Annotated in this window: 24 protein-coding genes; 19 read left to right on the top strand and 5 right to left on the bottom strand. The window is 42.1% G+C overall.

Features of this window, described 5'->3' with window-relative positions:
- Both glyA and H150_RS0112755 read right to left on the bottom strand, forming a co-directional pair.
- Positions 1-1,026: serine hydroxymethyltransferase (gene glyA / locus H150_RS0112750; RefSeq protein WP_019959445.1), on the bottom strand; the 1,026-nt coding region annotated here is incomplete at its 3' end.
- A gap of 32 nt (positions 1,027-1,058) precedes the next feature.
- On the bottom strand, positions 1,059-1,922 hold the full coding sequence (locus H150_RS0112755) for a formyltetrahydrofolate deformylase (protein ID WP_019959446.1): 864 nt from the start codon (positions 1,920-1,922) through the stop codon (positions 1,059-1,061).
- Positions 1,923-2,157: 235 nt separating this feature from the next.
- On the opposite strand from H150_RS0112755, the gene H150_RS0112760 reads away from it, so the two are divergent.
- The 7 genes from H150_RS0112760 (at position 2,158) to H150_RS0112795 (ending at position 10,631) form a co-directional block, all read left to right on the top strand.
- A complete protein-coding gene (locus H150_RS0112760; RefSeq protein WP_019959447.1) occupies positions 2,158-3,429 on the top strand; it encodes a sarcosine oxidase subunit beta family protein in 1,272 nt (423 codons plus the stop codon).
- An 8-nt stretch (positions 3,430-3,437) separates the two neighbouring features.
- Positions 3,438-3,749 (top strand): sarcosine oxidase subunit delta, encoded by a 312-nt coding sequence (locus H150_RS0112765; RefSeq protein WP_019959448.1) that lies wholly within the window; start codon positions 3,438-3,440, stop codon positions 3,747-3,749.
- Positions 3,746-6,772 (top strand): sarcosine oxidase subunit alpha family protein, encoded by a 3,027-nt coding sequence (locus tag H150_RS0112770; RefSeq protein WP_019959449.1) that lies wholly within the window; start codon positions 3,746-3,748, stop codon positions 6,770-6,772. Before H150_RS0112765 ends, H150_RS0112770 begins: the two co-directional genes overlap by 4 nt.
- Positions 6,765-7,412 carry a sarcosine oxidase subunit gamma gene (locus H150_RS14490; RefSeq protein ID WP_019959450.1) on the top strand — a complete coding sequence of 216 codons (648 nt, stop codon included), beginning with the start codon at positions 6,765-6,767 and terminating at the stop codon, positions 7,410-7,412. The genes H150_RS0112770 and H150_RS14490 overlap by 8 nt, the downstream gene beginning before the upstream one ends.
- A 138-nt stretch (positions 7,413-7,550) precedes the next feature.
- Entirely contained in the window at positions 7,551-8,585 is a 1,035-nt protein-coding gene (locus tag H150_RS0112780) for a GlxA family transcriptional regulator (RefSeq protein WP_019959451.1), read from the top strand.
- A gap of 250 nt (positions 8,586-8,835) precedes the next feature.
- A complete protein-coding gene (mpl, locus tag H150_RS0112790) occupies positions 8,836-10,263 on the top strand; it encodes a UDP-N-acetylmuramate:L-alanyl-gamma-D-glutamyl-meso-diaminopimelate ligase (protein ID WP_040755959.1) in 1,428 nt (475 codons plus the stop codon).
- Positions 10,264-10,265: 2 nt separating this feature from the next.
- Positions 10,266-10,631 carry a 5-carboxymethyl-2-hydroxymuconate Delta-isomerase gene (locus tag H150_RS0112795; RefSeq protein ID WP_019959454.1) on the top strand — a complete coding sequence of 122 codons (366 nt, stop codon included), beginning with the start codon at positions 10,266-10,268 and terminating at the stop codon, positions 10,629-10,631.
- Positions 10,632-10,783: 152 nt separating this feature from the next.
- On the opposite strand, the gene H150_RS0112800 is transcribed toward H150_RS0112795, so the two are convergent.
- Positions 10,784-11,392, bottom strand: coding sequence for a TetR/AcrR family transcriptional regulator (locus tag H150_RS0112800; protein ID WP_019959455.1), 609 nt, complete (start codon positions 11,390-11,392; stop codon positions 10,784-10,786).
- Between the two features lie 91 nt (positions 11,393-11,483).
- On the opposite strand from H150_RS0112800, the gene H150_RS0112805 reads away from it, so the two are divergent.
- Positions 11,484-12,662: an MFS transporter gene (locus H150_RS0112805; protein ID WP_019959456.1), complete on the top strand. Its 1,179-nt coding sequence runs from the start codon at positions 11,484-11,486 to the stop codon at positions 12,660-12,662.
- Positions 12,663-12,723: 61 nt separating this feature from the next.
- Here H150_RS0112805 and H150_RS0112810 read toward each other — a convergent pair whose 3' ends face one another.
- Together H150_RS0112810 and H150_RS0112815 are read right to left on the bottom strand one after the other, a co-directional pair.
- Positions 12,724-13,269, bottom strand: coding sequence for an NUDIX hydrolase (locus H150_RS0112810; RefSeq protein WP_019959457.1), 546 nt, complete (start codon positions 13,267-13,269; stop codon positions 12,724-12,726).
- 189 nt (positions 13,270-13,458) lie between these two features.
- Complete coding sequence (locus H150_RS0112815) at positions 13,459-13,788, bottom strand: hypothetical protein (RefSeq protein WP_019959458.1); 330 nt, start codon at positions 13,786-13,788, stop codon at positions 13,459-13,461.
- A 129-nt stretch (positions 13,789-13,917) separates the two neighbouring features.
- Between H150_RS0112815 and H150_RS0112820 the strand changes: the two genes are divergently transcribed.
- The 11 genes from H150_RS0112820 to H150_RS0112870 all read left to right on the top strand — a co-directional run.
- Complete coding sequence (locus tag H150_RS0112820; RefSeq protein ID WP_019959459.1) at positions 13,918-14,121, top strand: hypothetical protein; 204 nt, start codon at positions 13,918-13,920, stop codon at positions 14,119-14,121.
- Positions 14,118-14,426, top strand: coding sequence for a hypothetical protein (locus tag H150_RS15180; RefSeq protein ID WP_155970646.1), 309 nt, complete (start codon positions 14,118-14,120; stop codon positions 14,424-14,426). Before H150_RS0112820 ends, H150_RS15180 begins: the two co-directional genes overlap by 4 nt.
- A complete protein-coding gene (locus H150_RS0112825; RefSeq protein WP_169708885.1) occupies positions 14,419-15,753 on the top strand; it encodes a replication initiation factor domain-containing protein in 1,335 nt (444 codons plus the stop codon). The genes H150_RS15180 and H150_RS0112825 overlap by 8 nt, the downstream gene beginning before the upstream one ends.
- A 9-nt stretch (positions 15,754-15,762) precedes the next feature.
- Positions 15,763-16,101 (top strand): hypothetical protein, encoded by a 339-nt coding sequence (locus H150_RS0112830; RefSeq protein ID WP_019959461.1) that lies wholly within the window; start codon positions 15,763-15,765, stop codon positions 16,099-16,101.
- 112 nt (positions 16,102-16,213) lie between these two features.
- Positions 16,214-16,384, top strand: a complete 171-nt coding sequence (locus H150_RS15235; protein WP_019959462.1) for a hypothetical protein — start codon at positions 16,214-16,216, stop codon at positions 16,382-16,384.
- A gap of 46 nt (positions 16,385-16,430) precedes the next feature.
- Complete coding sequence (locus H150_RS15240; RefSeq protein ID WP_026353713.1) at positions 16,431-16,631, top strand: major capsid protein; 201 nt, start codon at positions 16,431-16,433, stop codon at positions 16,629-16,631.
- 27 nt (positions 16,632-16,658) lie between these two features.
- Positions 16,659-16,934 (top strand): hypothetical protein, encoded by a 276-nt coding sequence (locus tag H150_RS14495; protein ID WP_019959464.1) that lies wholly within the window; start codon positions 16,659-16,661, stop codon positions 16,932-16,934.
- A 114-nt stretch (positions 16,935-17,048) separates the two neighbouring features.
- Positions 17,049-18,458: an IgG-binding virulence factor TspB family protein gene (locus H150_RS0112855; RefSeq protein WP_019959466.1), complete on the top strand. Its 1,410-nt coding sequence runs from the start codon at positions 17,049-17,051 to the stop codon at positions 18,456-18,458.
- A gap of 9 nt (positions 18,459-18,467) precedes the next feature.
- The gene (locus tag H150_RS0112860; RefSeq protein WP_019959467.1) at positions 18,468-18,761 is read left to right on the top strand and encodes a DUF2523 family protein; all 294 of its coding nucleotides are present in this window, start codon (positions 18,468-18,470) and stop codon (positions 18,759-18,761) included.
- Entirely contained in the window at positions 18,758-19,012 is a 255-nt protein-coding gene (locus H150_RS0112865; RefSeq protein WP_019959468.1) for a zonular occludens toxin domain-containing protein, read from the top strand. Before H150_RS0112860 ends, H150_RS0112865 begins: the two co-directional genes overlap by 4 nt.
- Positions 19,013-19,085: 73 nt before the next feature.
- A partial coding sequence (locus tag H150_RS0112870) for a helix-turn-helix domain-containing protein (protein ID WP_211206689.1) occupies positions 19,086-19,261 on the top strand: 176 nt, incomplete at its 3' end.

Consider the following 19,261-nt stretch of genomic DNA (forward strand, 5'->3'; position numbering starts at 1 on the left):
GCCCAAAGCTTCTTCTGCCGCTTTGCCGGTGATTTGCTTAGCACGCAAGTCTACCAAGAATACATGGCTTTCGGTGCGGCCTGAAACAATGCGCAAACCACGCTCGGTCAACACTTCAGCCAAAACTTTGGCATTGGCTTTCACTTGTTTGGCGTAATCTTTCCAAGATGGATCCAAAGCCTCTTTGAAAGCCACCGCTTTGGCAGCAATCACGTGCATCAATGGGCCGCCTTGCAACGATGGGAAAATCGCTGAGTTGATTTTTTTCGCCAAAGCTTCGTCATTGGTCAACACGATACCTCCGCGAGGACCACGCAAGGTTTTGTGAGTGGTAGAGGTCACAAAGTGCGCGTGAGGCACAGGGTTAGGGTATTCGCCAGCGGCAATCAAACCCGCGTAATGCGCCATATCAACAAACAAATACGCACCGACTTTGTCTGCAATTTCGCGGAAGCGTTTGAAATCGATTTCCAACGCGTAAGCCGAAGCACCTGCCACAATCATTTTAGGTTGGTTTTCAATGGCCAAACGTTCTACTTCATCGTAGTCAATTTCTTCGGCATCATTCAAGCTGTAAGGCACAACTTTGTACAATTTGCCCGAAATATTCACCGATGCGCCATGCGTCAAGTGACCGCCATGCGCCAAATTCATGCCCATGATGGTGTCGCCTGGTTGCAAAACCGAAGTGTAAACCGCTTGGTTGGCTTGTGAGCCTGAATGTGGTTGAACATTGGCAAACTCAGCACCAAACAATTGTTTCAAACGGTCAATCGCCAATTGTTCAGCCACATCGACAAACTCGCAACCGCCATAATAGCGTTTGCCAGGATAGCCTTCTGCGTATTTGTTGGTCAATTGTGAGCCTTGGGCTTCCATAACGGCTGGTGAAACATAGTTTTCAGAAGCAATCAATTCAACGTGGTCTTGTTGACGTTCTACTTCTTGGGCAATGGCTTGCGCCAACTCTGGATCAAATGATGCAACGGTAACACTGCGAGAAAACGTGGTTGGTACTTTCAACATGAATGACTCCTTTGTGCGTTTTTGTTTGGGTTTTATCTTAAGATAATGGTACGTTCGCCATTAATGAAAACACGGCGCTCTAATACATGTTGCAAGGCGCGCTCTAACACCACACTTTGAATGTGGCGACTTGAACGCAATAAATCTGCAGGTAAATAAGCGTGGTCCACTCGCTCTACACCTTGTTCAATGATAGGACCTGCATCCAAATCAGGGGTGACATAATGTGCGGTCGCGCCTATCAATTTCACGCCACGAAAATGGGCTTGTTCGTAAGGCTTATCCGTTTGCGTCGTGGCACCTGGTAAAAATGCATGGTGAATGTTGATGGCTTGACCATTTAAAGCACGGCAGGTTTTAGGGCTTAAAACTTGCATATACCGAGCCAATACCACAAATTCTGCTTCCAGTTGCATTTTCAAATCCACCAATTGTTGTTCTTGGCGAGCTCGGTTTTCGTCGGAGACTGGTAAATAGAAATAAGGAATGTCGTTGTATTGGGCAATCGGTTGCAAGTCTTCATGATTGGATGCAATACCGACAATGTCCATATGCAAAGCGCCGACTTTGCTGGCACCAATCAAAGTTTGTAAACAGTGGTCGGTTTTAGAGCCCAAAATTAAGACTTTAACCGGTTCATGAGCATCCCAAATTTGTCCTTCGGCATGTTGGTCACGCAAAAAATTTTGGTAATCGGTGTGTAATTGGTTCAGATTCAGCTCGTTACGGTGAATATTGAACACGCTGCGCATGTAAAAATAACCGCTAGAAACATCATCAAACACACTGAACGCTTCAATATAAGCACCATGTGCTTCCAAAATCTGCATCAATGCACCCACTTGGCCTCGTTGACTGGGTGCGGAACAATTCAAAATAAAACTGATTTGGCTCATTGCCTGAATCCTTAATGATGGCTGCTGCTGGTGTGTGACTATGATTGTCAAAATCCATTAAACGCAGCATTTAAAAAGCGACAATAAATGATGTCGAAACGACAAAAAAAGGGGATGTCGTTTTTGCGATATTTATTGTCTTTACATGACGGTTTTATGCCATAGAAATCTTAATAATGAGCAACACCTAATGCAACACCAACAGCCAATATTCTGATAGGGATGCGAGCATAACATGAGTAACGACACATTTGGGCGGCAGAAGTACTCGTGGCAAACTTTGTTGAAAAACAGTTTGTCGCACAATCAACAGTGGCATGAGGCCAGACGCATGGCTTCTTTGCAGTCATCATACGATGTCGTCATCGTAGGTGGCGGTGGTCACGGTTTGGCCACTGCGTATTATTTGGCCAAAAATCACAATGTCGGCAAGATTGCGGTATTGGAAAAAGGTTATTTGGGCGGCGGTAATACCGCTCGTAATACGACTTTGGTGCGTTCTAACTATCTTTGGGAAGACGCTGCTAATTTGTACGAGCATTCTATGAAATTGTGGGAAGGCTTGTCGGAAGATTTGAATTTTAATACGTTCTTTAGCCAACGTGGCGTTTTTAATTTGGGTCACAATTTACAAGACATGCGCGACATTGAGCGTCGTGTGAATGCCAATAATTTGTTGGGCATTGATGCTCATGTTTTGACCGCTCAAGAAGTCCAAGACAAAATTCCTTTATTAGATTGTTCACGCCGTTCGCGTTTTCCTGTGTTGGGTGCATCGTGGCAACCGCGTGGCGGCATTGCTCACCACGATGCGGTGGCACGTGGTTTTGCCCGTGCAGCGAGCGCTTTGGGCGTGGATTTGATTGAAAACTGTGAAGTAACGGGCATGGACATTTCCGAAGGGCGCATTCAAGGCTTACAAACGACACAAGGCTTTGTGCGTGCCAACCAAGTGGGCGTGGTGGCAGCAGGCCATACATCGGTTTTGGCTGGCATGGCAGGTTTGCGTTTTCCGATTGAAAGCCATCCATTACAAGCATTTGTATCTGAATCAATGCAAAAAGTGTTTGATACGGTGGTGATGTCCAATGCGGTGCACGGTTATATGAGCCAATCGGACAAAGGTGAATTTGTGATTGGTGCGGGTATTGATGGTTATTTGGGTTATGGCCAACGTGGTAGTCCACATGTGATTGAACACACTGCTGCTGCCATCATTGAGTTGTTCCCGCAATTGTCGCGTGTGCGCATGAATCGCCAATGGGGCGGTATTGTAGACACCACGCCAGATGCGTGTCCAATTATCAGCAAAACCCCTGTTAAAGGTTTGTATTTCAATTGTGGTTGGGGCACAGGTGGCTTTAAAGCGACACCGGGCTCTGGCAATGTGTTTGCTCACACCATTGCCCATGACAATCCACATCCATTAAACCGTTCATTCAGCTTAGATCGTTTTTACTCAGGCCGCTTGATTGACGAACACGGTGCCGCAGGCGTGGCTCACTAGGAGGTTTTATGCTGTATTTAAATTGCCCATTTTGTGGTGAAAAGCGTGATGAACAAGAGTTTCATTATGCAGGTGAAGCGTATATTGCCCGTCCTGAAAATCCTGAAAGCTTGAGTGATGAACAATGGGGTGACTATGTGTTCATGCGCAGCAATCACAAAGGTTGGATTTGGGAGCAATGGGAACATGTGGCCGGTTGTCGCAAATTTTTTGTGGTCAAACGCCACAATGTCAGCAACCAAGTACAAGGCTCTTACACTTTGGCCGATGGCAAGGCTTTATTTTTAGAAGACATGGAACAAACTGAGGTGGTGGTATGAGTGCAAAACGGGTGTTCAAAGCATCGGTGCAAATTGATGAAAATCAGCCATTGACATTTGAATTTGATGGCAAGACTTATCAAGGCTATCAAGGCGATACATTGGCTTCGGCATTGCTTGCCAATGGTGTGAAAGCGGTGGCGCGCAGTTATAAATATGGTCGTTTGCGCGGCATTATGAGCGCGGGTGCAGAAGAGCCGAATGCTTTGGTGCAAATGGAGTCGGGTGCTTACAGCGCGCCTAACATCAAAGCCACGCAAGCGGAATTGTATGCAGGTTTGAGTGCTTTTCGCACTTCGGGCTGGCCTAGCTTGGAATTTGACATCAAAGGCGTGATGGGTAAAGTCGGTCAGAACATGATGGGACCGGGCTTTTACAGCAAGACTTTCAAATGGCCGCCTAAAATGTGGCCGATGTATGAAAATGTGATTCGCCAATTTGCAGGTTTTGGTGAAACGCCTCCTGTGGGCGATGCGGAATATTATGACCATTTGCACCATCATGTGGATGTTTTGGTGGTCGGTGGTGGGGTGAGTGGTTTACAGGCCGCTTTCCATTGCGCCCAAAGCGGCCTGAAGGTGTTGTTGGTAGACGAACAAGCCCAAATGGGCGGGTGGTTGCTTTCTGATACAAACACCACGTTTAATGGTTTAAAAGGGGTGGATTATGCCAATTCACTGTGCGAGAAATTGGCACAATATGCCAATGTAGAGATTTTAAGTCGCACCACGGCTTTTGCTTTACACGACCATAATATGATTCAAGCGGTGGAATTGTTGCAAGACCATTTGCCGATTGATCAGCGTGATAGCAGTCAACCACGCCATCGCTTGCACCGCATTCGTGCCAAGCAAGTGATTTTGGCAAGTGGCGCGATTGAACGCCCGTTGGTGTTTGGCAATAACGATATGCCAGGCGTTTTCACAGTGTCTGCTGCGCAAACCTATTTGAACCGTTATGGCGTGTTGCTAGGCGAACGTGTGGTGGTGTGTGGCAACAATGATGAGATTTACTTGGCAGCACGTGATTTGGCGCAAGCGGGAGCGATAGTCACTGTGGCAGATACGCGCCCGAATGCCAATATTCCGGATTATTTGCCGCGCAGTGTCAAAGTGCATTTACATCATGGCGTGGGCAAAGTCGGTGGTAAAAACCATGTTGAGCGTGCAACGCTGATTGATTTGAAATCGTTGCAGACATTCAATGTGGATGCGGAAGTGGTATTGAGCAGCGGTGGTTTGTCGCCAACGGTGCATTTGTATTGTCACGATACCAGCCGTCCGATCTGGAGCGAGGCACATTTGTCATTTGTTGTGCCTGCTGTTTACCAAGATTGTAAAGCCCATGTGTGCAATATTGGTGCTATCACGGGTCAAAAAACGTTTCAGGCCGCTTTAAAGCAAACTGAACAAGTTTTGGCAGCGTTTTTCGCAGCGCAAAACATCCAACATGATGTGGTTTTACCAGTGGTGAATGAAGCCGCGCATCAAGACATGGTTTTGGCAGTGCGCATTCCAGATGGTATGGCAGCAGGTACAGGCCCGAAAGCATTTGTCGATTATCAAAACGACGTGACGGCTGAAGCCATTAAGCAAACCATTCAAGAAAATTATCGCCATATTGAGCATGTGAAGCGTTACACGGCTTTTGGTTTTGGTACCGATCAAGGCAAATTGTCCAGCGTGAACAGTTTTATTTTAACGGCAGAAGCAATGAATGTGCCTGTTGAACAAGTTTCGACGACGACGTATCGTCCTGCATATACGCCTGTGAGTTTGGGCGCTTTAGCAGGTGTGGATGTTGGCAATACGTTTGATCCTGAACGCATTACGGCCATACACCAAAGCCATGTGGCACGAGATGCTGCGTTTGAGCCTGTCGGTCAATGGTTGCGTCCATGGTATTTTGCAAAAAATGGCGAAGACATACATGCTGCGGTGAAGCGTGAATGTTTGGCTGCGCGCAATGGTGTGGCGGTGATGGATGCATCGACTTTGGGCAAAATTCAAATTGATGGCCCTGATGCACGTGAGTTTTTGAACCGCATTTATTCCAATGCTTGGACCAAATTAGAGCCTGGTAAATGTCGTTATGGTTTGATGCTTAATGAAAATGGCATGGTGATGGACGATGGCGTGACCGCTTGCATCAACGATGAACAGTTTTACATGACCACCACCACTGGCGGTGCTGCGAATGTATTGAGTTGGTTAGAGTTGTGGCATCAAACGGAATGGTCGGATTTGGATGTGTGGTTGACTTCGGTCACCGATCATTGGAGTACGATTGCGGTGGTGGGTCCGAAAGCACGCCAAGTATTGCAAAAACTGTGTCCAGATATTGATTTTGCTGCTGAAAACTTCAAATTCATGGATTGGCGTGCGGGAACGGTGGCAGGTTTGCCAGCTCGTGTGTTCCGTGTGTCTTTCTCTGGTGAATTGGCGTATGAAATCAATGTGGAAGCTGGCTTTGGTCAATACTTGTGGGAACAAGTGATGGCAGCAGGCAAAGAGTTCGACATCACACCATACGGCACCGAAACCTTGCATGTGTTGCGCGCTGAAAAAGGCTTTATCATTGTCGGTCAAGACACCGATGGTTCGGTGACGCCAATTGATTTGGGCATGGCTTGGGCGGTAGGCATGAAAAAACCGTTTTCATTTTTGGGCAAACGTTCTTTGAGTCGTAGCGATACTGCGCGTGATAACCGCAAACATTTGGTGGGCGTTTTGGCTTTGGATGCATCTGTGGTGATTCCTGAAGGGGCACAAATCATTGCATCTAACAACATTATTGTACCTCGTGTGGGCAGCGATGATGCCAAGATTCCATTATTAGGCCATATTACCTCTAGTTATGACAGTGCATTTTTAGGTCGTTCGATTGCGATGGCTGTGATTGAAAATGGTCGCAATATGGTTGGCAAAACTTTATATGCTTATGCCCAAGGCAAGATTATCCCATTTACTGTGGCCGACAGCTGTGTGTTTGTCGATGCCGAAGGAGTTCGTCAACATGCTTGATGTCAATATTTACCGCCAACATTGGCAACACCCTTTGTTCGTACAATGGCAAACTGTGGTTGAACAAGCGGCACATCCTCATGTCAATTACAGCTCAGGTATGGGCGTGGGTATTTTTCATTTGCGTGGCAAAGTCAATCAACCTGATTTTTTGCAAGCGGTGGAAAGTGTTTTGGGCGTGGCTTTGCCACAAAAAGCCAAACAAAGTGTGTATTCAGAACAAGCTGCGGTGTTTTGGTTGTCGCCTGATGAATGGATGCTGGTTTGTGCTTTGGAACACAAACACGTGTTATTTCATGCTTTACAGGACGCTTTAAAAGGTGTGTTTGCACAATTGGTGGATAACAGCGGTGGTTTTATGATGATGCGCATTCATGGTCAAGAAGCCTCAACCGTCTTGCGTCACTTAATGCCTTACGATGTTTTGTCATTGCAAACCACGCAATGCGTGCATACCGTGTTCAAGCGCAGTACGGTGGTTTTGAGTAAGGTGGCTGATGACGATTATGTGGTGGTATTTCGTCGCAGCTTTGCCGATTATGTGTGGCGTATCTTGCAAAAAGCTGCCAAACCTTATGGTTATACGGTGCAAAAGAGTTGGCAATTTGCGCACTCTGATTGGCAGCGTTATACTGCCTAGCCTGTCATCCTCCTCAATGGGCGTTGGGGAGGATTTTTTGTTTCCAACTGAATGGTTTTTTGATGGCTGTTTGGTTTTGGGTATTAAAAGAATTTCAGAAAAATCATGTTGCTAAATTAACATGAAAAGGATTTTGTCATGCAAAACCAAACCCATAAAAGTCAGCCATACCATACCCAAAAGATTGGTTTTATATTGTTGCATGGTTTTACCATGATTACCTTTGCCAGCGCTGTGGATGTGTTGCGTATGGCCAATTATTTGAGCCAAAAAGAATTGTATTCTTGGTATATTTATCAAGAAGAAAATGGTACACCTGCCAGTAATGGTTTGGGCTTACAAGATTCAGTGGATGCAGAAGCGTTATTTGATTGTGATATGGTTTTTGTGTGTGGTGGCGTAGAGGTACAAAAAGCCACAACGCCCACCATCAAGACTTTGCTCAAGCAATTAGACCATCAAGGTATGGTCTTGGGCAGTTTGTGTAATGGCTCGGTGGCTTTGGCTTCGGCCAAATTAATGGATGGTTATAAAGCATCATTGCATTGGGAAGCTTTGTCGGCGGCCAAAGAAGCGTTTTATAAGGTGGAATTCAGTGAGCAACTGTATACCATAGACCGCAATCGTTATACTTGTGCAGGCGGAACGGCATCTATGGACATGATGTTGCATTTGATTCGCCTCAAGCATGGTAAAACTTTGGCCACAGCAGTAGCGCAGCAATTTGTTATGGACCGCATTCGCGATGCTTCGACCACGCAATACATGACGCATACCGAAATCATTGGGCCTGGTTATGAATATGTGCAAACAGCGATTGAATTGATGCAAGCGAATTTAGATGAAGTGTTGTCTATGCAAGAAATTGCCGAATTGATTCCTTTGTCTTTGCGCCAAATGGAGCGTTTGTTCAAGCGTTATTGTCATGTTTCTCCTGCGCAATATTATTTGCGCTTGCGTTTGCAAAGGGCAAAAGAATTGTTAGCGCAAACCAGTATGTCGGTGATGCAAGTGACGGTGGCGTGTGGATTCTCTACTTCTTCGCATTTTTCCAAAGCTTATCGCAATTACTATGGTTACTCTCCACGCGATCAACGCAAACCCATAGATCCTGAATATACTTATCGTATTTCAGGGTCAGGTGGCGTGATTAATTCGGATTTGTGTGGTTAATCTGTTTTTGATGTTTAAGCTTCAAATTTACACTATGTTACAGGACGCTTGTTTGTAAAATGGCTTCAGTCATGGTTTTTTGAAGCATGAACGATGGAATATCACTGCGGTGATTTGATAATCGATTGAGATTCGCTAGCGTGTATTTTCTGAAGCCACACCAACAATTGCATACCCAAATAGCTTCGTAAATTGCCCAAATCGACAATGTTGACTATCATTGCCATTTTCGGGTCAAAATTGGTTCATCATGCAACAACACATACATATCATCGGCATTGCCGGTACATTCATGGGCGGGATTGCTGCCATTGCCAAAGAGGCGGGTTTTAAGGTTACAGGTTGTGATGCCAAAATTTACCCACCAATGAGCACACAATTGGAAGAATTGGGTATTGATGTGGTAGAGGGTTTTGAGCCTGAACAATTAGACCAATTTCCAGCCGATATTTATGTGATTGGCAATGTGGCTAAGCGCGGTATGCCGGTGATAGAGGCGATTTTAAATCGTGGTTTACCGTATATTTCAGGACCGCAATGGTTGGCTGAAAATGTATTGCACAAATTGTGGGTGTTGGCTGTGGCGGGCACACATGGCAAAACCACCACAGCCTCTATGTTGGCGTGGATTTTGGAAGATGCAGGTTTGGCACCAGGTTTTTTGATCGGTGGCGTGCCACAAAACTTTTCTGTTTCAGCCCGCTTGCCACAAATCTCGGTACAAGATGGTTTTAAAACACCTCAAGGCATTGAGCAAGCCAGTTTCAGCGAGCGCAGTCCATTTTTTGTGATTGAAGCCGATGAGTACGACACGGCATTTTTTGACAAGCGTTCTAAATTTGTTCATTACCGTCCACGCACCGCTGTTTTGAACAATCTTGAGTTTGATCATGCCGATATTTTTCCTGATTTAGCTGCCATTGAACGTCAATTCCACCATTTGGTGCGCACGGTACCTAGTGAAGGCTTGGTGTTGAGCAATGCCACGCAGCCAGCTTTAGAGCGTGTTTTAGAGCAAGGCGTTTGGACACCTGTGGAGGCATTTGGCAGCGATACAGGTTGGCAAGTGGTCAATGTGGTGTCTGAAGGCGTGTTTGATGTGGCATACCAAGGTCAAATTTTAGGTCACATTGATTGGACATTATTGGGTGAACACAATCGCATGAATGCATTGGCTGCGATTGCTGCGGCACGCCATGTTGGTGTGGATGTCACCACTGCGTGTGCGGCATTGTCTAAATTTCAGAATGTGAAGCGTCGCATGGAAATCAAAGGCGTTGCTGCAGGTGTGACGGTTTATGATGATTTTGCACACCATCCTACTGCGATTGCGACGACTGTGGCGGGCTTGCGCGGCAAGATAGGTTCAGCACGCATTTTGGCGGTATTGGAGCCACGCTCGAATACAATGAAATTGGGCACGATGAAAGCGGCTTTGCCTGAGAGTTTACAGGACGCTGATTGTGTGTTTTGTTACAGTGGCGGTGTCGATTGGGATGTACAGGACGCTTTGTCACCATTAGGTGATGTGTTGCATGTTGAGGTGCAATTAGATGTCTTGGTTGCCCAGATTGCGGCTTTTGCACAAGCAGGTGACCATATTTTGGTAATGAGTAATGGTGGTTTTGGTGGTATACATCAAAAATTATTAGAGGCCTTGGCGCAAAAAGGAGCATAGACATGCCTCATTTGATTTTATCGGTCAGTGCACCATTGGCAGAGCACAAAATACACTTGTTAAAAACAGCACATCAAGCCATGTTGTCGACCCAGATTGCTCCTGCATTGGATGTAAAATCCCGCGTGATGGTTTGGGATGATTTTATGGTGGGGCAGGGCAGTGATGATGCATTTGTACACGTTGAAATTCGTCTTTTACAAAAGCCTGAGCGCACCAATGAAGTGCAAAAAGCTTTGTCTGATGCAGTCATACAAGCTTTACAACAGGTTATTTTGGCAAAAGATAGGGCTGTGCAAGTGAGCTGCGAGATTGTATTGATGAATGCCGCCGTATATGGCAAAGTCAAAATAGAAGCCTTTCAATAAAATTTGTTTATTTTATGATTGGAAGCGTCCTGTGTAAGTATTTACAGGACGCTTTTTTAATATGCATATATTTTTTTAATTCTTAAATTAACATAATGTATTTACATTTTTAAGTATTTTAAAAAATTAAAATACTTAAAAATCAAAAAATATCAACACTTAAAAATTAACCTAACATTTTCCACAAATAAAACCATCAAATCCATCGGTTCATCTCGTACCAAAACCCCATTGTGAACCATCACCATCCAAATCGGTGCATTAATTAACAAAGCCGTTGCGGCAGTATCAATAGAAGAGGGCAATTCTTGTCTATCAATGGCAATTTGTAATAATTTTTGAATTTCTTGATTCCATGGGGTATAAATTTTTTGACGATATAAGTCTGTCAAATGAGGAAATTGATTGCCTTCACTCAAAATCAATCTTGCCATATGTGCCCGACCTGAAGATTCAATATTGCTGACCGAAGCGACCATTTTTTCTACAATAAAATCCGCCACAGTTTGATTGTCAGGTAAATCTACACTTTGAATCGGATCTAAAGTTTCTTCAATCAAATAATCAATCACACCTTCAAACAATGCATCTTTGGTATCAAAATACGAGTAAATAGTGCCTTTGCCTAATCCTGCTGCAGATGCAATAGCCGCAACTTTGCTATTGGCAAATCCCAATTCAATAAACGAGTCTAAAGCTGCCAAAATAATTTTTTGGCGTGTTTCAGCCGTTTTTTCAACAGAAAGCCCACGTTTTTTCATATTTCTACCATCCTTAATTCAAACAAAATTGACTCGCGGGTCAATTTGTAATTAAAATTGACTTAATGGTCAATTTTAACGAGTATCTCTCATGCAGTCATCTATTTTTCAACAACGCAATGCAGTTGAATATCTCATATTAAGTTTAAGCTTGTGTTTGGGTGTGATGAGTACTGCATTGGCAAGCCCTTTGTATGCTATTTATGTCACACAATGGCATTTAAGTACAACCGAAGTTGGCTACGCTTTCATCACTTATATGATAGGGGTGGTATTTTCTTTATTGTTTCTAAATGGCTTAGCAGGAAAACATGGTTATAAAAAAGAGGTGATGTTGGGTTTATTCATCAACATTATGGCTTTGGCTTATTCTGCACTTGCCAATAATATTTGGCATTTGTGTACGTCACGATTCTTAATTGGTATCGCCTCTGGCTTACTCACCACTGCCACCATGAATGGCTTAAGTGATAAATATCCATTTCCCAACAAAGCCAAAGCAGGAAAATTGTCGTCTATTGTAACGGTTATCGGTTTTTCTTTAGGACCTATTTTTGGCGGTTTGGTCGCAGATAGCAGTCAAACACCATTAAGTACGCCATATTGGATTGTCTGCGCAGGTTCGATAGTGGTTTTTTTGGCTTGTTTTGGGATTCGTTATCAACATCAAACTTCTCACAAACTGATCAAACCACGAATGTGGAATACACCTAAAACATCTGAAAATAAACGTATTTTTTGGCCATATGCCTTGGCAGCCTCAGCATGTTTTGGTGTTTTTAGCTTGTATGCTGCATTAGCAGGATCGATGCTGGCACAACTGCCTTTACCCAAATCTGCCACTTTAACCGGCTTGTCTATTTCAATCATTTTATTTATTTCCACCATTGTTCAAATGACATGCAAGGGTATGAAGGAATCTTTGAGCTTGTCTTTTGGCATGATTTTATTAACCTTGGGCTGCTTGGGTCTCATCTTATTACAATTGACACATGCCAATTTGTGGTTGGCCATCAGCATCATCAGCATCGGTATAGGGCATGGTTTAAGCTTGAATCCTGCTTATTATTTGATTGATAAAATCTCACGTGCAGAAAATCCTGCCATTTTTTCAACTTTTTTATTGGTCGGTTATCAAGGCACTATTTGGCCAATTTTATTATCAAGTAAATTAATTGATTTATATGGTTATTTGGTGTCTTTGAGTGTGTTTGCTGGATTGGTGATCGCCATTTTTGCATGGGTTGCGATTCAAATACGTTCACATTGATAGACATGATAAAATAAGCGTCCTGTAAACATTTACAGGACGCTTATTTTATCACCGACGTTTATATTGAATTCGTATTTGCCAACCAATAATACAACGCCACCAAAGTCTTGCCATCAGCAATGCGATTGTGTTGTAAAGCGTCCTGAACTTGTTCACGATTCATCATCACCAATTCCACAAATTCATCTTCATCGGCAGTAGCGATACTGTTTTGAACAATGCCTTCGGCCACATACAAATACATTTTTTCATCGCAAAAACCAGCTACAGTATAAAACGTGTGTATCAAACGCATGGATTGAGCGGTGTAGGGCGTTTCTTCAGCCAATTCACGAAATGCACATTCACTCGGGTCTTCGCCTTGTATATCCAATTTTCCCGCAGGAATTTCCAATAATTCTGTACCGCAAGCATGGCGATATTGACGCACCAAAATCACTTCTTGATGTTCCGTAACAGCTAATACGGCTACCGCACCAGGATGTCTAACCACTTCGCGTGTCGCGGTTTTATCATTGGGTAAAATCACAGTATCCACACTGACTTTGATAATCTTGCCATCAAAAATGGCTTGTGATGCAAGCAAGGTTTCTTGTAAAGACATATCTCAACTCATTTACAGATAAAAATAAAGTGTAACCAAAATAACAGAAGTAGACACTGAAAAAATTAAATTTTCAAAGAAGGGTGCACATTGATTTCATAAAAATGAATTTTAAACTGAGAGTTCTATAATTTAACATAATATATATTATGCGTAATTGGATACTCAGTGGAATTTTATTCCAAAATTTCAATTATTATTAAATCTACGCTTTTTATAAAATCCCATCGGAACAGCTACATTGTAAGTCTTCATCACCGATTTGAAATATTCAGTTTTCAAAAATTCTTTCTCCTCTTCACGTGCCTTGTAATACTCACAAGATATAAAAACCTGTAACGGGTCTAGGCTCAATGCTTGAGCAATCATGATTTTCTTCGCAAGCGGTAGTTTTCTTGAGCCTCGTCTTAGCTGTGCCATCTCAGCCGTTCCAAAGCCCCAATGCAAACCTAATTTGTAATCTGATTCAATATTTTTTTCCCGTTTGTATAAGTCAATCCATTGAGCTTGAGTTTGCATAGCTTTTTCCTTTTCGCAATTTTATTGCTATTGTTTCATATTTTTTTGGACTGTCAATCCTATTATTTTTTCCTCACTATAAATATTATTCGCTCATGTTTATTGAAACACCATGTTAAGGGAAAGAACATGACTATGAATAATAAGCCTCTACCACCACATGACAAGCACACTGCTTATATAGAAATCAGTAAAGCTGGTTCAAAGTTCTTGTGTGTCTTGTTGGATTCTTCTACTCGTCAGCCTTTGCGCTCTTTCAATACAAAGCGTGAATGTCAAAAATTTGCTGCCGCCCATCAATTGGATTTCGTATTCGTTGGGGGTGCAAAATGAGTTTTTCTGTTATTCATTCTCCTTTGGTTGCTCCTACTCGTTTTGCTCCAATTTCTGATTATCCTACTTTATCTGTTGTCCTTACTTGTGATTACAGTAATGAAAAAACGTCTTTTGTTGTTGTTCTTTTGAAGTGTTTTTCTAACTCTACTACTGCTGCTTTTAGTCTTGCTTCTTCTACTGAATACTATTTAAGTAATTCTTTTAAAGATATGTATCTTCAGGCTCATCATTTAGCTGTTTCTTTAGACATTCCTTTTATTAATCATTCGTCTTTAACTTTTAATGGTGAAAACAATGGTTAATTTCGTTAATCTTTATCGAGACCCAAAGCAGCTTTGCAGCCGACCTGAGGAGGCGCAAGTTGCTTTGGGTCGTCCGAGCGCAAATTTTGACCGACACCTTTCTAATAGGTGGGTTGGTGAAAACTTAAAAGCTGCTGCGGATTTTGGTTTTGATTTATCTACCCCCCTACCTTTTCAAACCTCTGTTGCTCAAGTGGATGACTTAATTTCCAAATCTGAAAGTTTTGAGTCTTTTAAACAAGAATTTTTGGATTGTCGAGGCAATATTGTTGAATTGCTTTTAAAACGCAACATTGAACAAGAAGGTGCATTTATTGACCAAGTCACGTTTACAGGCGATTTAGAGTCTTTAAATAGACGCTCTGCCCAGTTCTTTGATGGTTTAGATGGCTCTCACAAGGTTGATACTGTTGCCCAACGCTCTCGTGCTATTTCTGAGATTTTAAAAGAGATTTTTGGTTTTGGTATTACATCCCAATTAATGACTTCTAATTTCTTTTATGACTATTGTTTTGAATGTAAAGCCAACGAGAAGCTACTGTATGCAAAAGTACATTTTGGCGGTCAAAGCAATACTTTTTGCATAGAAGTAAAAGGTTTGGGTATCTCTGCGGCTCATCCAGATTGGAATAAGCGTCTTTTTAAAGTCATGTCTTCGTCTTGGTTCGTGCGTCCGAAGATTACCCGTATTGATATCGCTATGGATTTTTTTCATGACGAATATTCACCAGAACAAGCTCGTGAAGACCGTAATAATGGTTTATTCAATACTCGTAACAAGCTCATTCCCAAAGCTCAATGTATTGGTACTGAGTGGGAAGATGATACAGGCAGAGATAAAAGCGGTAAGACTTACACCATTGGCACACGCAATAGTGCCCGTTTTATCCGTGTCTATAACAAAGCAGCCGAACAAGGTGTTCAGGAGACTTGGGTTCGTTTTGAAGTCGAATTTGGTCGTAAAGCCATCATTCCACTTGATGCTTTGGTTCACCCTACTGATTACTTTTGCGGTTCTTCCACTGCTGCGGCACGTTTCACAAATCACAATGCTCGCTTTGTTGACAGTCAAAAAGTTAAATTGTCTTCAACAATTGAACGTCAATTACAAGTTTTGAAAAAACAATCAGGTCGTGCAATCAATTTCTTTATTGAATTCTTTAAAGATGCTACGCCTGAACAAGTCTTGAACTTCATTAAACCAAATCACAATCGTTTGCCTGAGCGTTTGCATCCTGCTGCATGGTCTGTTGATGCCGCAGAAAACGTGCCTTTTGATGAACTTGATGATTTTGAATTAAATAACACCCTTCTTTTTGGATTTTAGGAGCTTGATATGCCTCGTTATGTTTTGAAAAAGGTTTTTGCCTTTAAAGGTGATGTTGATGGCAAACATTATGATTATTGCCGTGTTGAATGTGAAATGAAAATCAATCCTACGGATGGTTCATTTGGCTTGGGTACTCGTGTTTTTGATGTTGGTACATCTGAAAATATGGCTTTGTTTGACCAATGTCGTCCATTTTTTGATGCAAAACCGCTTGAAATTGCTCCTATCGTTGTTGAATTTGAGTACGACGAAGAATTGACACGAAATGAACAAAAGACCGTTTACATCGTTGACACCTCTACTTTGAAGTTTCACTTCCCACGATCCCAACAACCAAAAGTTTAAGCGTTACGGGGGCGACGCTTTGCAGCTCTTTCCCAAGCCCCCACAACACCCAAGATTTAAGACTTGGGGCGGTTTTAAATTTTGCTTATGAATTGCCCCAAGTGAGATTTTTATGACTAGAGATGAATATTACGCTCAATTTCCTGAAGATTGGACTGACACTGACATTATGGAATATGAGTTTTCAGGCAGTACTCCTGATGATTTTGATGATGACCATGTTTCTTCTGGTGAAGAAATGTTCGATTTTAATCTTGTTGAAGATTTTGAGTTTAATTTTTAAGCGAAGCAGACACGCTATTTTGTTTGCATTTTTCGGAGTGTTTATTATGAAACGCATGAATCAAGTTGTGAAGTATGGTGTAGGTTCTTCTTTGGTTGCTGTTGCTGCTGCTGCAAATGCTGCTATCCCTGCTGATGTCACTACTGCCATTGGCGATATTGGTGTAGATGGTGCCACTGTAGCTTGGGCTGTTTTGGTTGGTTTGGTTGCGATTGTTGCAGTCAAATACATCCGAAAAGCTTTGTAATTTGGTTTTGTAAATTTCGGGGGCAATATGGGCTATCAAGTTGGTTTTCAATGTTTTGAGTCTTTACAAGAGGCACAAGATTATAAATATAGCTCTATTGCTCCTGTTATCAATTCAAACAATCAATTAATGCAGCCTGTCAAAATTGATGATGTTTGGACGTTAAACGGTATTCAAATTGTTGATTCTTTCCCATTTTGCAGTTCTCTTGAACAGTTTCAAGATGGTATTCAAATGGGCTGGTCTTTGATATTGGTTGCCGTTTCTATTATTGCCGTTGCAATTTTAAGGCGTGCATTATGAATCATATTGTTGTTGCTTTGCATCCTTTGGAGTACGCCATGTCAATTTATACAATTTTAGGTTTGTTGACTTGTTTAATCATTGCAGCAGTCATTTTAACAATGGGGCGTTGATATGCGCTCTTTTTTTATCTTCTTATGTTTGATTCCAATTTTTGCCTATTCATCTGAATTTGATGGTGTTGTTCGTTCAAATGGTCAGTTGCATCCTGTGAGTATTGATAAACAAAATCCTTCACAGATGCGCTTTTGGCAAAAATACGCTGAACATGGTGATGCATGGGTCAATTCTCGTACTGGTCAAGGTCGTCTAGGTCTTCCAAGTGGCGTGATGGCTCCGTCTACTGTTCCTGTGACTATTCAGCATAAAGTTGATAAAAAAGCGGTTATGAATAATATTTTTAGCAAAGTTAAAACTTATGCTAAAAGTCCTGTCGTTGGCCGGGCAGGTTGGTACGGTATGGCTGCTAGTATTGCAATACCTTATCTTTTAGATGAGTTTTTTCTTGATGAAGAAAAAGGTGAATTTGTTTCTATTGTTGGTAGTCATTTTATTTTATTTTCTAATAATGTGAATCATATTTCTGGGTCTTCTTGGGGTAATTATTCTACTAAACAGCAATGGAAAGATTTTTGTTTTACTAATTCTTATACATGTCAAGAAATTTCTACTTCTAATGCTCAATCTCCTATACAAGTTTTTTATGATTATTGCAATGGAAAATCTACTGTTTACAACGGTTTAACTCTTTATTCAGAAGGTGCCGTTCATGCTGGACGTTGTCTTGCTAAGGACCCTAGATATCCAAATAATATTGGTGTTACTTTTGGTCCTATTATTCAAGTAGTTAAAATTTTTCAATCTTCCCCTTTAACTTATAATGATTTTGAACGTTTAACCTTGCCTGTTGCTGAATCAAATCCAACTCCTTGGGTTAATGCTGCTCGTCCTTATCAAAATGGACCAATTGCTGGTGGTGCTGTCGTTGCGTCTTTTTCTGCGCCTGCGGGTACTTCTGTTACAACAGACCCTTATACAGATCCTATTGATGGCAAAGCAAAACAAACAACCATTACAATCAATAATGACAATCGTACTGCTAGAACTTCACATATGTTAAGACCTGATTTGGATGGTCAAACCGATGTTGCGCCTGTTCCTGAGCCATTACCTGAAAATCAAATGCCTGTTGAAGAGAATCCAGCACCTCAAGCTTCTGCACCTACTCAATGTGACAAATATCCTGATTCATTAGGTTGTCAAAAAATGGGGGATGGTTCAGAAGCTGAAACTATTTTTGATGATATTACAATCCCTGAGATTCAAAATCCAACTCAATTTACTTTAGACAGTTTTATGCCTGATAGCGGTTCTTGCCCTGCTCCGACTTCTTATAATACTTCTCATGGTTCGATTATTTACAGCTATGAAAAACATTGTGATGTTGCTGTCATGTTGCGTCCTTTCATTATCGCTTTTGCAAGTTTGACCGCTTTGTACTTGATATTTTTTAGAAAAGCATAGGAGTTTGTCATGCCTGCTGTTTTAGCTGCTATGTTGGCCACTGTTGCCCGTTTTTTGGTTTTAAAGTTGATTGCAGTTTTTGGCATCGCTTTTGTGACTGGCGGTGTTAGTCTTGCATTGTTGCAAACGTTCAAAGGGTATATTTTGGATGGTTTTGCATCTTTAACGCCTACTGTCTATCAAATCGCAATGCTTGCAGGTGTTGGCTATGCTTTGAATATCATATTCGGAGCAATGGCTTTTAAAATTGCTTTGAATGTTGGCAAAAAGCTGATGGCCGGTGTTTCGGATGTTGCATCATGATTATTCTGCTCACTGGCAATATGGGTACTGGCAAGACTTCAAAAGTCATACAAATGATTATTGATAATGAAGATAAATTGTCTGAAATGCCTGTTTATGATACAGATGGTAAAACTATTTTGGATTGGATTAAACGCCCAATCTATACCGCTCACATTGACGGTATTGACGAAGTAAAGCTCGGTGTTTGTTCTGTTACTCATGAACACATGCGTTCTGATGTTACCGGCAATGTAAAAATGACCCCCTAACGGCAATTTGAAATTGACCCCCTTGTTTTAAACTAGCGGCTTTACTTAGGGTCGCTTGATGTTAACTCAGGAGATGGTTGTGACCATTAAAGTACTTAGGAAACAAGGGATGTCAATCAAAGCCATTACCCGTGAAACAGGTTTGGCTCGCAACACGGTGCGGAAGTATTTGCAACCAGTCGAAACGACTGTCCGACAGCATTCTACCCGCCCCAGCAAATTGGATCCTTTTAAAGACTATATTCACAG

The organism is Vitreoscilla stercoraria DSM 513, assembly GCF_000382305.1.
GTDB lineage: Bacteria > Pseudomonadota > Gammaproteobacteria > Burkholderiales > Neisseriaceae > Vitreoscilla > Vitreoscilla stercoraria.

Coding starts and splice junctions, on each gene's coding strand:
- H150_RS0112755 (WP_019959446.1), bottom strand. CDS start 1,922: ATGAGCCAAATCAGTTTTATTTTGAATTGTTCCGCACCCAGTCAACGA.
- H150_RS0112760 (WP_019959447.1), top strand. CDS start 2,158: ATGAGTAACGACACATTTGGGCGGCAGAAGTACTCGTGGCAAACTTTG.
- H150_RS0112765 (WP_019959448.1), top strand. CDS start 3,438: ATGCTGTATTTAAATTGCCCATTTTGTGGTGAAAAGCGTGATGAACAA.
- H150_RS0112770 (WP_019959449.1), top strand. CDS start 3,746: ATGAGTGCAAAACGGGTGTTCAAAGCATCGGTGCAAATTGATGAAAAT.
- H150_RS14490 (WP_019959450.1), top strand. CDS start 6,765: ATGCTTGATGTCAATATTTACCGCCAACATTGGCAACACCCTTTGTTC.
- H150_RS0112780 (WP_019959451.1), top strand. CDS start 7,551: ATGCAAAACCAAACCCATAAAAGTCAGCCATACCATACCCAAAAGATT.
- mpl (WP_040755959.1), top strand. CDS start 8,836: ATGCAACAACACATACATATCATCGGCATTGCCGGTACATTCATGGGC.
- H150_RS0112795 (WP_019959454.1), top strand. CDS start 10,266: ATGCCTCATTTGATTTTATCGGTCAGTGCACCATTGGCAGAGCACAAA.
- H150_RS0112800 (WP_019959455.1), bottom strand. CDS start 11,392: ATGAAAAAACGTGGGCTTTCTGTTGAAAAAACGGCTGAAACACGCCAA.
- H150_RS0112805 (WP_019959456.1), top strand. CDS start 11,484: ATGCAGTCATCTATTTTTCAACAACGCAATGCAGTTGAATATCTCATA.
- H150_RS0112810 (WP_019959457.1), bottom strand. CDS start 13,269: ATGTCTTTACAAGAAACCTTGCTTGCATCACAAGCCATTTTTGATGGC.
- H150_RS0112815 (WP_019959458.1), bottom strand. CDS start 13,788: ATGCAAACTCAAGCTCAATGGATTGACTTATACAAACGGGAAAAAAAT.
- H150_RS0112820 (WP_019959459.1), top strand. CDS start 13,918: ATGACTATGAATAATAAGCCTCTACCACCACATGACAAGCACACTGCT.
- H150_RS15180 (WP_155970646.1), top strand. CDS start 14,118: ATGAGTTTTTCTGTTATTCATTCTCCTTTGGTTGCTCCTACTCGTTTT.
- H150_RS0112825 (WP_169708885.1), top strand. CDS start 14,419: ATGGTTAATTTCGTTAATCTTTATCGAGACCCAAAGCAGCTTTGCAGC.
- H150_RS0112830 (WP_019959461.1), top strand. CDS start 15,763: ATGCCTCGTTATGTTTTGAAAAAGGTTTTTGCCTTTAAAGGTGATGTT.
- H150_RS15235 (WP_019959462.1), top strand. CDS start 16,214: ATGACTAGAGATGAATATTACGCTCAATTTCCTGAAGATTGGACTGAC.
- H150_RS15240 (WP_026353713.1), top strand. CDS start 16,431: ATGAAACGCATGAATCAAGTTGTGAAGTATGGTGTAGGTTCTTCTTTG.
- H150_RS14495 (WP_019959464.1), top strand. CDS start 16,659: ATGGGCTATCAAGTTGGTTTTCAATGTTTTGAGTCTTTACAAGAGGCA.
- H150_RS0112855 (WP_019959466.1), top strand. CDS start 17,049: ATGCGCTCTTTTTTTATCTTCTTATGTTTGATTCCAATTTTTGCCTAT.
- H150_RS0112860 (WP_019959467.1), top strand. CDS start 18,468: ATGCCTGCTGTTTTAGCTGCTATGTTGGCCACTGTTGCCCGTTTTTTG.
- H150_RS0112865 (WP_019959468.1), top strand. CDS start 18,758: ATGATTATTCTGCTCACTGGCAATATGGGTACTGGCAAGACTTCAAAA.